This window comes from Verrucosispora sp. SN26_14.1, from assembly GCF_004307965.1.
GTDB lineage: Bacteria > Actinomycetota > Actinomycetes > Mycobacteriales > Micromonosporaceae > Micromonospora.
This window is the reverse complement of sequence record NZ_SISL01000125.1, coordinates 1-14061: the sequence shown is the minus strand read 5'-3', so window position 1 is coordinate 14061 and position 14061 is coordinate 1. Positions and strand designations below refer to the sequence as shown.

Here is a 14061-nt window from a genome sequence, read left to right as displayed (position 1 = left end):
GGCTGGTAGCCACCCTGGGGGGCGGGCGGGGCCTGCTGGGCGGCGCTCCAGTTGGCCTCCGCCTCGAACAGTTTCTCCAGCTCACCACGGTCGAGGAAGATCCCGCGGCACTCGCCACACTGGTCGATGACGACCCCACTGCGCTCGTACTGGCGCATCTCTCCGCGACACTTGGGACAGGTCAGGCTCATGACCCGAAGGTACCTGGTCGGTTCACCCGATAGTGGTCAGCGCCGCCGTGACCTCGTGGTCGGAGACCTCGTGGAAGTCGTCGTAGTAGGCGCCGACCGCGCCGAAGTCGGCGGGGCACAGCGCGCTGACCACCTCGTCGGCCTCGGCGGCCAGCATCTCGTGGGCCTGCGGCGCACTGACGGGTACGGCGACCACCACGCGGCGGGCGCCGAGGTGGCGGGCGACCTGGACTGCGGCGCGGGCGGTCGCGCCGGTGGCCAGGCCGTCGTCGACGATCAGGGCGGTACGGCCGGTGAGGTCCAGCGGCGGTCGGTCGGCCCGGTAGAGCTGTTCCCGCCGGTCCAGTTCGGTCTGTTCGCGTTCCTGTACTCCGGCGATGTCGTCGGGGCTCAGCCGTTCGGCGACGACGTCGTTGAGGACGCGTTCCCCGCCGGGACCGAGTGCGCCGAAGGCGACCTCGGGGGCCCACGGCATGCCGAGTTTGCGGACCACGAGAACGTCGAGGGGTGCGTCGAGGCGTTCGGCGACGACCTGCGCCACCGGTACGCCGCCGCGTACCAGGCCCAGCACGACGAGGTCCGGTTCGCCGGCCAGGGCGGTGAGTCGGTCGGCGAGTACCTGGCCCGCCTCGGTGCGGTCGCGGTAGGTGGTCATGTCCTCAGGTCTACGCCCTGTGGGTCGTCCGTGCTCGGCGGTTGCCGGATCCCGAGGTCGAGCGCGGGGGCCCAGAGCAGGAACGCGATCGGGTACAGCAGGTAGCCGAAGCGGGTGGCGGGCATCAGCAGGATCGCGACGAGCAGGCCGTACCCGCAGATCAGGGCGGCGCTGCGGGCGGTGCGGGGTGGGCGGCGGGCGAGCAGGACGGCGATGGCGACCCCGGCGGCGACCAGCAGCGCGGCGGCGATCACCCGGCCGGCGGGCAGGGCGTTCGCGATCAGGTAGCCGGGGAACGGGCTGGCGGCGGGGCTGGAGACCAGGCCGTGCCCGAGGGGGAAGCGCAGCACGTTCTCCACCAGCGCGTTGCGGTCGACCAGCAGGGTGGGGAGCAGTGCGGCGGCGGGGAGTCCGAGGGCTCCGGCGGCGACGCGTAGGCCGGCGCGGCGGGTGAGGCCCCAGATGATCAGTACTGCGGCGACCGGCCAGGCGAAGAGTTTCAGGGCTCCGGCGAGCCCGACCGCGACGCCGGCCCAGCCGGGTCGGGCGGTGGCGGCGAGGGCGAGCGCCAGCAGGCAGAGCGCGAGTACGGGCAGGTCGTCGCCGCCGGTGGCGAGCGTGAGCGCGCATACGGGCAGGACGGTGGCGGCCTGTACGCCGCGGAGCAGCAGGGCGTCGTGTCGGGTGGTTCCGGTGCGGGCGGTGGGTGGTCGCAGGACGCGGATGGCGAGCAGCAGCGCTACGGCGGTGCCGACGGCGAACCAGACCCGGGCGTCGGTCCACCAGGTGTCGGCGAACGCGCGGGGTATTCCGAAGAGGGCCATGCCCGGCTGGTAGGGGGTGTAGCCGAGGAGTCGTTCGTCGGCGGGCAGTGCGGCGATGGCGTCGGGCCCGAGGTAGGGGGTGCCGGTGTCGACGAGGCGGGTGCCGGAGTCCTCGACGACCAGGACCTCCTCCTGGGCGCGGTCGGTGCGTCCGGACGCGCGTTGCACGCTCTGCCAGATCAGGGGGAGCAGGGCGGTGCCGGCCCAGGCGAGTGCGGTGACCAGTGCGCGTCCGGGCAGTGTGACCAGTTTCGAGTGCGGCCGGTGGCGGCGTAGGAGGAGCTGTCCGGTGGCGGCGAGTGCGGCGGCGAGGTAGCCGAGTGCGGCGATGGTGCCCCAGGCCCGGTGGGGTACGAGGGTGCTGGTGGCGGCGGTGATCGCGGCGAAGACGGCTGCGGTGGAGTACAGGCCGAGGTCGAGGGCGAGGCCGTCGGCGGCGGTGTCGAGGCGGTGCCACCTGCCGGTGCGGTGGGGGGTCGAGGTGGCGGCGCTCACGTCGGCCAGTGTGTCAGGCGGGCTGGTGGTGGCCCCGGCCCCCCTGCCGTCGTCCCTTGGGTAGCCGGACGACGGAGCCGGCGTCGTGCAGGGGTGCGGCGAGGCTTCCCGGTCGGCCGCCGGCGCCGCGTTGGAGGGCGGCGAGGAGTGTGCCGGCGGCGAGTGGGCGGGCGAAGAGGTGGCCCTGTCCGGCGGTGCAGCCGAGTTCCCAGAGGGCGCGGCGTTGGGCTTCGCGTTCGACTCCCTCGGCGACGACGGCCAGGTTGAGGCTGCGGCCGAGGTCGAGGGTGGAGCGGATGATGGCGGCGGCTTCGGTGGCGGACTCCATGGCGGTCACGAAGCTTCGGTCGATCTTGAGTTCGTGGACCGGGATGCGGGAGAGCAGGGAGAGCGAGGAGTAGCCGGTGCCGAAGTCGTCGAGGGCGAGCCGGATGCCGGCCTCGCGTAGTCGGGTGAGTCCCTGGTCGACGACGTCGAGTTGGCTGAGGGTGAGGGTTTCGGTGAGTTCCAGGACCAGCCGGTCGGGGGGCAGGTCGTGGGCGCGTAGGCGGGCCAGGACGGATCCGGGGAAGCGGGCGTCGAGGAGGCTGCGGGGGGAGACGTTGACCGCGACCGGGACGTCGAAGCCGGCGTCGCGCCAGGTGCCGGCGGCGATCAGGGCCTGGTCGAGGATGGCGTCGGCGAACGCGGGGAGCAGTCCGGAGCGTTCGACGGCTTCCAGGAAGCGCAGTGGGTCGATCATGCCGTGGGTGGGGTGGTGCCAGCGGGCCAGTGCCTCGGCGGCGATGACTTCGCCGGTGCCGAGGTCGACGATGGGCTGGAAGTTGACCGTGAACTCCTGGTCGGCGACGGCGCGGGGCAGCTCGCCGCCGAGCGTGAGTCGGCCGATGTCTGCGGTGTCGCGTGCGGGTGCGTAGGTGGCGATCCGGTTGCCGCTCCGTTTGGCCTGGTACATGGCGACGTCGGCGCGTCGGAGCAGTTCGACCATGCCGCCCGTGGCGGGGGCGACGGCGATCCCGCCGCTGGCTTCGACGCTGATCCGCATGCCGTCGACGTCGAACGGTTCGTGCAGGGCGGCGAGCAGGGTGTCGGCGCGGTGCGTGGCGACGGCGGGGGCGGGAAGTGCCCGCAGGAGTACGGCGAACTCGTCGCCGCCGAGGCGGGCGACCAGGTCGTCGGCGCGGGCCGCGGTGCGGAGCCGTTCGGCGACCTGCATCAGCATCTGGTCGCCGGCGGCGTGGCCGAGGGTGTCGTTGACCTCTTTGAAGTGGTTGAGGTCGATGAGCACCAGGGCGGTGATTCCGTCGGCGTGCCGGTGGTGCAACTGCTCGTTGCCCTCTTCGAGCAGGTGGCGTCGGTTGGCCAGCCCGGTCAGTGCGTCGTGTGCGGCGGCGTGGGCGTGGGCCTGGGCCACCCGGGCGAGTTCGGCGTACGCCTGGGCGTTGCGGACGGCCGTGCACAGTGCGGAGGCGAAGGTGTGCAGGGTGTACCGCTCCCGTTCGGAGAGCCGTACCGGGCCGCGGAAGCGTAGCCGCAGCATGCCGACGTCGACGGTCTTGTCGTGTCCTTCGAGGCGTACGGGGACGGTGGCGCCGTGTACCTCGGTGGGTTCGCCGAGGGGGCCGTCGTACGTGATGGTCTCGGTGGAGCCGCGTACCACCCGGCCGTCCTCGCGCAGTTCGATCTCGACCTCGTCGGCGGAGAAGAGTTCGGCGGCGCGGGTGACCGCCGTGGTGAGTACGTCGTCGAGTTCGACGACGTTGAGCGCGTCGGTGGTCTGGGCGAGCCGTTGCCAGGCTTGTTGTTCGGTGCGGCTGCGGACGCGGTTGGAGTTGAGTAGGTGGAGGCTGAGGACGAGTGGCGGTACCACCAGCAGCAGCCATGTGTCGATCTTGACGATCAGGATGGTGCCGACGATGACGATGGGACGGGTCAGTGCTGCGGTGAGGCGGACGTCCCAGTTGTCGAGGAAGAGGTTGCGCAGCGAGGTGCCGGTGGCCATGGCGATGACCGGCAGGGTGACGAGTTCGTCCAGTAGCACTGCGGCGAGGTAGGCGGCTGCCAGCGGGAGGACGGTCTCGGCGATGTCGGAGTTGGTTGGTGGCCAGGTGAACAGTTGCAGGACCAGGCCGGCTGCCGTGGCGACGAGCATGTTCTTGGCGATGCCGAAGACGCGCTTGATCGGTGTGAGTCGGGCCAGTGTGGTGGCGATGGCGACGCCGAAGCCGGTGGCGAGGACCACCACCGAGGTCGGTGCCACGACGAGGCCGATCACGATCGCGGTCTCGGTCCACGCGATGTAGTGGTTGGAGGCGCGGATGCGGACCCGGACCTTGGCGGTGAATCCGACCGCCACGAGGGAGATCAGGGCGGTCCAGATCAGGGTGGCGTTGACGGCTCCGTAGCTGGGCAGGTGGGCGACGGAGACCGCTGCGGCCAGTCCGGCCACAACGACGACGAGACCGATTAGCGGCAGTAGCCGCCGATCGGTCCCGGTCTGTCGTTCCTGCAGAGCCAACCATCGTCCCCGTTCGTCACCGAGGGGCTGCGCTCCGCAAGCGTACGTCGGTTGGTCCTGATCCAGAAGATGGGATCAGCCCCATTCGTTCGAGTTCATCTCGACCCCCAGTTTGGTGCTGCCTTCGCGTTGGTAGCCAAACCCTAGGGGCGCTTGCGGGCATTTAGCGACTAAAGGTGTCTTATTGCGCAGAATAGGCCAATATGGTGATATTAAGTTACGTTCAGTTTCACTCGCTTAACGGAGGGTCCAATTAGTGGACCGATCGCGTTGTCCTCCTCGATGCCCGTCGCCGCAAGCTATCTGCTGAACAAGTGTGACCAGAGAGCTTTGCTCGTTTCATCGCCGTTTCGGTCGAGCTTGCCGCATCGCGCGGGGCCTGGCAGCACTGGATCCTGGTTAAGCTGCGTACAGTGATCCTTTGAATGCGGGCAGAGGGGTCGGTGCAGATTCAGGTCCTCGGCGGTCTCGTGGTACGCCTCGACTCGGGGGTGTTGCCCCTCGGGACGCCGAAACAGCAGACGGTTCTCGCCATGCTGGCCTGCAACCCCGGGCGGCTGGTGTCGGTGGGTCAGCTCGTCGACGAGTTGTGGCCGGACCGTCCACCTCACTCGGCCGTGCCTAATGTCCGTACTTATGCGGCCAATCTACGGCGCAGTCTTGAGTTGTTGGTGCCGGAACGCGAGGTGCTGGTCCGCACCCGCGACGGTTACCGGCTCGACCTCGACAGTTCGCTCGTGGACGTCTTCGCCTTCCAGTCCGAGGTCGCCGAGGCCCGTCGGCTCGTCGACGTGGACGACTCGGCGGCGGCGGACCTGCTGAACCGGGCACTGGCGCGCTGGCAGGGACCCATGCTCACCGGACTTCCGTTGGGCCCGGGACTGCTGGCGCAGGTGGCATCGGCGACCGAGGACCGGCTGCTGGCGGCCGAACTCCTGGCCGAGCTGCGCATCCGTCTGGGTCGGTACGACGAGGCGCTGCCGGTGCTCCGGGAACTCTTGATGGGACAACCGCTGCGCGAGCGCGCTCATCTGCTGCTCATGCGGGCTCTGCACCTGCGCAACGACCACGCCGGGGCCATCGCCGCCTATGTCGAGGCGAGGCGGGTGCTGCGCGAGCAGTTGGACATCGAGCCCGGGACGGAATTGCGGCAGCTCCATCAGCACATAGCTGCGCACGAGCGGGAGCGTCGGCGGCCGGCGAAGTCCCGTGTCCCGCCGTCGGCGCGGTCGGGCGATGCGGTGGGCCGGGAGGGCACAGCGCCACCGTTCCTGCCCCGGGAGGTGCCCGACTTCGTCGGCCGGGCCCCGGCGGTCGAAAACCTGGTCACGGCCACGCTGTGTGCCGGCACGTCCGTCTCCGTGGTGCACCTCGTCGACGGCATGCCCGGCAGCGGCAAGACGGCGTTGGCCCTGCACGTCGCAGGCCGACTAGCCGCCCGTCTTCCGGACGCACAGCTCTTCATCGACCTCGCGGGTCACGACCCGGCCACGAAGGTGGATCCGACGACCGCGCTGGCGACGCTGCTGCGCCAACTCGGTGTGCCGGGCGGACGGATACCGCCGGAACTCGCCGACCGGCTGGTCCTGTGGCGCCGGGAGCTGACCGGACGCCGGGTGATCGTGGTGTTGGACAACGCGGCGGACGCCGAGCAGGTCCGCCCGCTGTTGCCCACGGTGCCGGGGAGCGCCGTGATCGTGACGTCTCGGCGACGGATCACCGGCTTGGATGTCGGTCCGCCGGTGTCCCTGCCGGCGATGGACGTCGCGGAGGGCGTGGCGCTGCTCGCCTCCACGGCTGGCGCGGCACGGGTGGCGGCGGAACCGGAGGCGGCGGTGGCGGTGGTGGAGCAGTGCGGGCACCTGCCGCTGGCCATCCGGCTCGCCGGTTCGAGGCTGGCGCATCGACCGACCTGGCGGGTCGCCGACCTGGCGGCGCTGCTGGCGGGCAACGCGCGCCGGTTGGACCATCTGGCGTCCGGCGATCGGAGCGTGGCCGGCGCGTTCGCGGCGTCGTACGAGCCGTTGGACGCTGACGCCAAGAGACTGTTCCGGCTGCTCGGCGTCCATCCGAGTACGGTGTTCGGCGCGGCGATCGCCAGTGCGGTGTCCGGCCTGTCCCTCGCCGACACCACCGAGGCACTGGACGTTCTCGTCGACTGTCATCTGATCGAAGAGGTCGAGGCGGGGCGGTACCGGATGCACGACCTCATCCGCCAGTACGCCCACGAACTGTCGATGCGACACGATTCACCGGACACCCGGAATGCCGCTCTCGCCGAGCTGCTGGACCTCGTTCTCCACCTTGCATTCGGCGTCGCCGACGATCTGGAGTCCGGTTTCGTACGCGGACAGGTAAGCCTCGGTCGACCTCGCCGCCCTGACCTTTTGGCAGATGTCGGCACACCGGCCGAGGAATGGATGGAGACGGAGCGGGCAAACCTCGTGTCGCTCGTCGTGCGGGCCCGGGAATGGCGACACCACGAACAGGCGTGGCGATTGACTCGGCTGTTGTGGCGTTTCCTTTACGTTCGAGGTTATTTCGACGACATCATTTCGACACATCTCCACGGCCTCGCGGCGGCAGAGCTGGTCGAGGACGACGCGGCCATCGCCGCGATGCACAACTACCTCGCCTCCGCCTATGTCCGCACCGGTGACTACGGGGACGCGTTGCAGCACGTCGGCGCCGCCGTCCGCATCGCCGAGCGGCGTGGCGACCTGAAGAACATCGGCCGCTACCGGAACAACCTGGCAGCCATCCACTGGATTCGCGGCGACCTCGAAGAGGCTGTGCGCTGCGGTCTCGACGGCCTGCGCAGCCAGAACGGGTACGACCCCGGCGAGGTGCCGAGTTTCCTGCCGAGCGTGGGGCTCGCGCTCGGACTGCTCGGTCGGTACGACGACGCGCTGCGCCTGCATCGCCTGCACCTCTTCCTCGGTCGCCAGGTCAACAACCAGTTCCACATCCTCAACGCGCTGGGACACATCGGTGGGGTCAAATGCCGGATGGGGCGGTACGGTGCCGCCCTGCGCGCACTTCAGGCGGCGTTGGTGATGCGGGAGCGTACCGGTCACCGCTATGCGGAGCCGGAGGTGCGCAACGACATCGGCGTCGCGCTACGCGGTCTGGGTCGCGTTGACGAGGCGGTGCGACAGCACGAACTTGCCCGTGAGTTGGCGGTGGAGTCGGGCGAGCCGCACGTCGAGGCCGCCGCGCTCAACGATCTCGCGTTCACCCTGGCCGGCTCTGCGGACGCCGGCAGGCTGACCGCTCTACACCGGGCGGCCCTGCAGTTGGCCACCCGGATCGCGCACCCGTACGAGCAGGGCCGAGCCCTGACAGGCCTCGCCGAGCACCTGTCCGAAGCGGATCCGGCGGAGGCACGCCGGCACTGGGAACGGGCCCTGGCGATCTTCCGGCGTATGGGGGTGCCCGAGCGGTTCGAGGTCGAACGCCGTCTGGCAGGGCCGTCCGCCGGCGTGACCCCCAACGGGCTGGCCGCTGCGTCGTCCGGTGCCGAGCACCGGTGACCAGAGAAACCTTCTTATCGCTTTCTTATCGACCGGGTGGGTAGCGTCTCGACGGTCGCCGACGGGGGGAGATCCGCCATCGACGGATCTCGTCGCGACGCCTGCCACCGGCATGTCCCAGCTGCCACGGCAGGGTGCGGAAGGGGGCGGCGCGCAAGCGCCACTCCTTCCGCGTAACACCGCACGACCGGGTCCGTCGGTGCGGGGCGATAGGCTCGCCGCCGTGACCGAACCCGCCCAGCTCACCCACGTCGACGCGACCGGTGCGGCGCGCATGGTCGACGTCTCCGCCAAGCAGGTCTCCGGTCGGGTGGCCGTCGCGGCCGGTCGGCTGCGCACCACGTCCGAGGTGATCGAGCTGCTCCGCCGGGACGGGCTGCCCAAGGGGGACGCGCTGGCGGTCGGCCGACTGGCCGGGATCATGGGCGCCAAGCGCACTCCGGACCTGATCCCGCTCTGCCATCCGATCGCGCTGCACGGTGTCACGGTCGACCTGGTGCCCACCACGGACAGCGTCGAGATCACCGCCACCGCCCGCACGGCCGACCGGACCGGCGTCGAGATGGAGGCGCTGACCGCCGTGGCGGTCGCCGGGCTGGCCCTGGTGGACATGGTCAAGGCGGTGGACCCGGCGGCGAGCGTCGAGTCGGTCCGGGTGGTGCGCAAAGAGGGCGGCAAGACCGGCCTCTGGGAGCGTCCGGCGGACCGGCCGTGATCCGCGCCCGGGTGGTGGTGGCGTCCAACCGCGCCGCCGCAGGCGTGTACGCCGACACCAGCGGCCCGCTGCTCGCCGACGGTCTGCGCGAGCTGGGCTGCGAGGTGGACGACCCGGTGGTGGTGCCGGACGGCGAACCGGTGGGCCACGCGATCCGGGCGGCGGTGGCCGCCGGCGTCGACGTGCTGGTCACCAGCGGCGGGACCGGGATCACGCCCACCGACCGCACTCCGGACGTGACCCGGGCACTGCTCGACTACGAGATCCCCGGCATCGCCGAGGCGCTGCGCGCCCACAGCCGGGACCGGGTGCCCACCTCCGTGCTGTCCCGGGGTGTGGCCGGGGTGGCCGGTCGCACCCTGGTGGTGAACCTGCCGGGTTCCACCGGTGGAGCGCGCGACGGTCTCGCCGTGCTGGGGCCGATCCTCGCGCACGCCGTCGACCAGTTGCGCGGTGGCGACCACTAGCCGAAGCGCTAGGCTCGGCCGGGTGAGAACGGAAACCGCATCCGCCACCGAGGGCGCCGCCGCCGCACCGCCGCCGGCCGGTTGGGAGGAGGCGCGCTCCCGGGTGTACGCGGTGGGCCTGGCCGCCGTGCTCCCCGCGATCGAGCGCCCGCTCGCCGACGTCGACGGGTACACCCTCGCCGAACCGCTCACCACCCGGACGGACCTGCCGGCGTTCCCCACGTCGAGTGTGGACGGCTGGGCGGTCCGGGGCGCCGGTCCGTGGCGGGTGGTCGGGCGGGTGCTGGCCGGTGGTACGCCGGACCCGTTGACCGAGGACGGGACCACCGTCGAGATCGCCACCGGTGCGATGGTGCCGTCGGGCACCACCGCCGTGCTGCGGGTGGAGGAGTCGACGCGTACCGCCGACGGGTCGGTCGACGGCGTGCCGCGCGGTACGCCGGAGTGGCGGCGTCCCGGTGAGGAGGCGGCGGCCGGCGAGGAACTGCTTCCGGCCGGTACCCCGGTCGACCCGGCGGTGATCGGACTGGCCGCCTCCTGCGGTCACGACACGCTGCGGGTACGCCGGCAGCCCCGGGCCGCGCTGCTGGTCTTCGGGGACGAACTGCTCACCGCCGGTCCACCCGCCGCCGGGCGGGTCCGGGACGCGTTGGGCCCGACCGTGCCGAGCTGGTTGCGGCGGTACGGCTGTCAGATCCGTCCGGCCGATGTGGTCGGCCCGGTGGCCGACACGCTGCCCGACCACGTGGCCGCGCTGCGCACCGCGTTGGCCCACGCCGACCTGGTCTGCACCACCGGCGGGACCATGCACGGGCCGGTCGACCATTTGCATCCGGCGCTGGCCGAACTCGGCGCGGACTACGTGGTCAACACCGTCGCGGTACGCCCCGGTTTCCCGATGCTGCTGGCCCGGGTGGTCGGCGGCGACGGTCGGGTCCGGTTCGTCGCCGGGCTGCCCGGCAACCCGCAGTCCGCCGTCGTCGCGCTGGTCTCGCTCGTCGCGCCACTGCTGGCGGGTCTCGCCGGCCGGGTGGCGCCGGTGCTGCCGCACGTCACGCTGGCCGAGCCGGTGCCGGGACGCGGCGACCACACCCACCTCGCCCTGGTCCGCCTCGACCAGGCTGCCGGGACGGCCCGCCCGGTCCGGCACGTCGGGTCCGCGATGCTGCGTGGGCTCTCCGGCTCGGACGGGTTCGCCGTGATCCGGCCGGGCAGTACCGGCGAGGTCGGCGATCGGGTGCCGGTGGTCCCGCTGCCGCTGCTGCCCGGGGAGCGGGCATGGTGATCGTGATCGGGGACGTGACCGAGCAACCGCTGGACCTGGCGGCCCACGAGGCCGCCGTCGCCGACCGGCGGGCCGGCGCGGTGGTCTCCTTCGCCGGGGTGGTCCGCGACCACGACCACGGCCGCGCGGTGGTGAGCCTGGAGTACGAGGGTCATCCGAGTGCCGCCACCATCCTGCGGGAGGTGGCGGCCGAGATCGCCGCCGATCCCGACGTCTACGCGGTGGCCGTGTCGCACCGGATCGGTCCGCTCGCCATCGGCGACGCGGCACTGGTCGCGGCCGTCAGCACCGCACACCGGGCGGCCGCGTTCGCCGCCTGCGCCAAACTGGTGGACGAGGTGAAGGCCCGGCTGCCGATCTGGAAGCGGCAGGTCTTCGCCGACGGCACCGAGGAGTGGGTCAACTGCCCGTGATCGGAGGGTGCCGGGTCACGTCGACCCGGCACCGCCGACGCTCCGCTGTCAGCGCCGGTGATGCAGCAGCGCGGCGGTGCGGGCCATCCGGTCGGTGTAGAAGGCTGGTTCCGCACCCGGCCGCCAGGGCAACGCGGCGACCAACACGATCAGGGCCAGCGCCAGCGAGTTCTCCATCAACGCCCCGAACAGCCCGTTCTCGTAGTGCGAGACCTCGGGGAGTTGGTGTTCGTACGGCCAGATCGGCGAGATCAGGAAGAGCAGGTAGAGCCCGATCGCGGCGATGCCGTGGCGGAGCCCGGTCAACGTCGGGTACCAGATCGGCGGGCGCAGCGTGGAGACCCCAGGTGGGCCGCCGTACGTGCCGGAGGGGGACCGCAGGGCCGGACCTCGACTGGCGTCGTGACGGCGGATCGCCGCGTCGGCCAGCACGATGATCGCCGGGATCACCCAGACGAGGTGGTGCGTCCAGGAGATCGGGCTGATCACGTTGGCGGTCAGGCCGACCAGCGTGAAGGCGGTCAGCTCGTCACCGTCGGCGTGTGACTGCGAGGCCCGGGACAGACCCAGCGCCAGCACCAGCACCGCGAAGGCGAGCCAGAGCAGCGTCGGCGTCTCGATCGAGTCGTACAGCCGCGCCAGCAGACCGGCCAGGGACTGGTTGGGCGTCATGTCGGCCGCACCGACCCGCTCGGTCTGCCACAGCACGTTGCCGAAGTAGGCCCGGGACTCGGCGCCCACGACGCCGAAGCTGCCGATGGTCACGGCGACGGTGGTGCCGATCGCGGTCGCGGCCGCCCGCCACTGGCGAGTGATCATCAGATAGAAGATGAACAACGCCGGGGTGAGCTTCACGGCCGTGGCCAGGCCGATGCCCACACCGGCCCAGGCGCCACCGTAGACGAACCGCAGCAGCGGACCGTCGCTCTCCGCCTGGTGCGTGCCGCGCCGCGACCGCCAGCGCAGCGCCACCAGATCAGCCATGATCAGGGCGAACAGCAGCAGGTTGACCTGCCCGTAGCCGAGAGTCTCCCGGGCCGGCTCGATGGCGAGGGCGAGCGGCGTGGCGATGGCCACCGTGTACCACAGTGGCCAGCCCAACCGGTCCACGATCGGTCGCAGCAGGGCGGCCAGCACCACCGCCAGCACCGCGATGCTGACCAGCGCGTTCACCAGGCCCGCCACGCTCACCGGCAGGTGCGCCATGGGCAGCATCGCCAGCCCGGCGAAGGGTGGGTAGGTGAAACCCAGGGTGGTGTCGGGCGCGACGAACTCGTACAGCTCGTGACCGCTCGCCCACCAGACCACCGCGCCGTGGTAGATCTTCATGTCGAAGAAGTTGTACGGACGCCCGAAAGCGCCGATGGCAAGCCATGCGGCATAGGCGACGGCGGCGACGATGCCGGCCCGTACGACTGTCCTACGATCGATCCCACGCGTTACGCGGCGGACTGCGGCGAGGCGGTCCGGCCTTTTACCGACGCTCGTCGGCATGGCTCGGCCACCCCCGTACCAAGGTCGTCCTACCCGTCCAGGTCCGGTAGGGAGCCTAGAACGGCGCCTCACGTCAGTGCCTCCCGCGTTATGCGACCGTGTCCGATCCCACACAATCTTTTGACATTTCCACCGCGTTAACGCCTACCGGGCGGTTCAGGTGATTCGCGGCCTTAGCCAGTGTGGGGGTGGGATAAACGCAGGTCAGCGAGGGGCGACTGCGACTCAGCCGGGGATTCGGCGCGCGGTTGCCGCCGAGCGGACGGCGATCCGGGCCTCACGGCGTGCGGTCCGGACGGCACGGCGTACCGACCGTCGTGAGTGGCCGATGCGGTGACCGGCCCGCCACCGCAGTCCCGGCTTCCCCTCGGTGTCCGCCGCCGCGAGCAACAACCCGCCGAGGAGGCCGAGGTTCTTCAGGAAGTGAATCTGGTTGTTGTTCCGCGCTGCCGGGTCGTCGTTACGCCAGAAGGGATGTCCGGCGAGGGTGACCGGGACCAGCGTGCCGGCCAGCACGAGGGCCGCCGGCCGGGTGAACCTCCCGGTGGCCAGCATCAGCCCGGCACCGAACTGGACGGCGGCGTTGGCACGGATCAGGCTCACCGTGTCGGTGGGGATGCGGGCGTCGGCCCGTTGCAGCAGCGGCGCCACCCGGTCGGTGACCGGCTGCGCCGCAGGCACCAGGCGTTCGGGGTTGGTGAAGTTGCGGGCGCCACTGACCACGAAGATGCCGCTCAACATGGCGCGGGCGAGGGATCGTACGGGCGTCATGGAACAGTCATACCCCGTCCGTGACCTCGACATGCCCCGCAACGGCCCATCTCGATCGATCGGGTGGGTCGGATGGGCCGAGTGGTGAGGACGCCACGCCGATTCCAGCGACCGTCACTGATGCGTGCGTCGCGCGCGGTAACCTCCCGGCGTGACGACGCTGCGGCTCCGACCCGAGGACCCGGCAGACACCGGCGCGGTCCGCCGGGTACTGGCCGCCGCCTTCGCCCGCCCCGACGTGGCCACGCCGCCGGAGGTACGCCTCGTCGACGAACTGAGGGCCGGCGACGCGTGGCTGCCGAGGCTGGCGATGGTCGCCGAGTACGGCGGCGAGATCGTCGGCTACGCCCTGCTGACCCGGGTCCGGGTCTGCGCGGACGGGCTCAACGCCCCGGCGCTGGTGCTCGGGCCGGTGGCGGTGGCACCGCACCGACAACGGATCGGGCTCGGCAGTTCGGTGGTGCAGGCCGCCCTGGAAGCCGCCACGGAACTCGGTGAGCGACTGGTCGTGGTGCTCGGCGATCCGGCGTACTACCGGCGTTTCGGCTTCAGCCGAGCCGACCGAATGGGCCTGACCAGCCCCTGGTCCGGTCTGGGCGAGCCATGGCAGGCCCTGGTCCTGCCCCCGTCGACGAGCAACGAACCGCCCCCACCCCACGGCGACGTCGTCTTCCCCCCACCCTGGTCCAAGGTCTGACCC

At 71.3% G+C, this 14061-nt stretch carries 12 protein-coding genes; 6 read left to right on the top strand and 6 right to left on the bottom strand.

Annotated elements, in window-relative coordinates; all coding sequences use genetic code 11:
• The 4 genes from EYA84_RS13825 to EYA84_RS13810 form a co-directional block, all read right to left on the bottom strand.
• A partial coding sequence (locus tag EYA84_RS13825; protein WP_161594967.1) for a zf-TFIIB domain-containing protein occupies positions 1-191 on the bottom strand: 191 nt, incomplete at its 3' end.
• Between the two features lie 22 nt (positions 192-213).
• A complete protein-coding gene (locus tag EYA84_RS13820; RefSeq protein WP_131053448.1) occupies positions 214-846 on the bottom strand; it encodes a phosphoribosyltransferase in 633 nt (210 codons plus the stop codon).
• Positions 843-2165, bottom strand: a complete 1323-nt coding sequence (locus EYA84_RS13815; RefSeq protein WP_131053447.1) for a glycosyltransferase family 87 protein — start codon at positions 2163-2165, stop codon at positions 843-845. Before EYA84_RS13815 ends, EYA84_RS13820 begins: the two co-directional genes overlap by 4 nt.
• Positions 2166-2178: 13 nt before the next feature.
• Complete coding sequence (locus EYA84_RS13810; RefSeq protein ID WP_236145753.1) at positions 2179-4683, bottom strand: bifunctional diguanylate cyclase/phosphodiesterase; 2505 nt, start codon at positions 4681-4683, stop codon at positions 2179-2181.
• Positions 4684-5126: 443 nt separating this feature from the next.
• Here EYA84_RS13810 and EYA84_RS13805 point away from each other — a divergent pair, with 443 nt between their 5' ends.
• The 5 genes from EYA84_RS13805 (at position 5127) to EYA84_RS13785 (ending at position 11096) form a co-directional block, all read left to right on the top strand.
• Positions 5127-8216, top strand: coding sequence for an AfsR/SARP family transcriptional regulator (locus EYA84_RS13805; protein ID WP_161594966.1), 3090 nt, complete (start codon positions 5127-5129; stop codon positions 8214-8216).
• Between the two features lie 223 nt (positions 8217-8439).
• Positions 8440-8931: a cyclic pyranopterin monophosphate synthase MoaC gene (moaC, locus tag EYA84_RS13800; RefSeq protein ID WP_131053444.1), complete on the top strand. Its 492-nt coding sequence runs from the start codon at positions 8440-8442 to the stop codon at positions 8929-8931.
• Positions 8928-9398: a molybdenum cofactor biosynthesis protein B gene (locus EYA84_RS13795; protein WP_131053443.1), complete on the top strand. Its 471-nt coding sequence runs from the start codon at positions 8928-8930 to the stop codon at positions 9396-9398. Before moaC ends, EYA84_RS13795 begins: the two co-directional genes overlap by 4 nt.
• Before the next feature lie 22 nt (positions 9399-9420).
• On the top strand, positions 9421-10683 hold the full coding sequence (locus EYA84_RS13790; RefSeq protein ID WP_131053442.1) for a molybdopterin molybdotransferase MoeA: 1263 nt from the start codon (positions 9421-9423) through the stop codon (positions 10681-10683).
• Positions 10677-11096, top strand: coding sequence for a molybdenum cofactor biosynthesis protein MoaE (locus EYA84_RS13785; RefSeq protein WP_131053441.1), 420 nt, complete (start codon positions 10677-10679; stop codon positions 11094-11096). Before EYA84_RS13790 ends, EYA84_RS13785 begins: the two co-directional genes overlap by 7 nt.
• A 48-nt stretch (positions 11097-11144) precedes the next feature.
• Here EYA84_RS13785 and EYA84_RS13780 read toward each other — a convergent pair whose 3' ends face one another.
• Both EYA84_RS13780 and EYA84_RS13775 read right to left on the bottom strand, forming a co-directional pair.
• Positions 11145-12590, bottom strand: coding sequence for a glycosyltransferase 87 family protein (locus EYA84_RS13780; protein ID WP_131053440.1), 1446 nt, complete (start codon positions 12588-12590; stop codon positions 11145-11147).
• Between the two features lie 225 nt (positions 12591-12815).
• Positions 12816-13361 (bottom strand): DoxX family protein, encoded by a 546-nt coding sequence (locus EYA84_RS13775; RefSeq protein WP_131053439.1) that lies wholly within the window; start codon positions 13359-13361, stop codon positions 12816-12818.
• Positions 13362-13512: 151 nt separating this feature from the next.
• Between EYA84_RS13775 and EYA84_RS13770 the strand changes: the two genes are divergently transcribed.
• The gene (locus EYA84_RS13770) at positions 13513-14058 is read left to right on the top strand and encodes a GNAT family N-acetyltransferase (protein ID WP_131053438.1); all 546 of its coding nucleotides are present in this window, start codon (positions 13513-13515) and stop codon (positions 14056-14058) included.
• Positions 14059-14061: the final 3 nt, after the last annotated feature.

Coding starts and splice junctions, on each gene's coding strand:
- EYA84_RS13820 (WP_131053448.1), bottom strand. CDS start 846: ATGACCACCTACCGCGACCGCACCGAGGCGGGCCAGGTACTCGCCGAC.
- EYA84_RS13785 (WP_131053441.1), top strand. CDS start 10,677: ATGGTGATCGTGATCGGGGACGTGACCGAGCAACCGCTGGACCTGGCG.
- EYA84_RS13780 (WP_131053440.1), bottom strand. CDS start 12,590: ATGCCGACGAGCGTCGGTAAAAGGCCGGACCGCCTCGCCGCAGTCCGC.
- EYA84_RS13775 (WP_131053439.1), bottom strand. CDS start 13,361: ATGACGCCCGTACGATCCCTCGCCCGCGCCATGTTGAGCGGCATCTTC.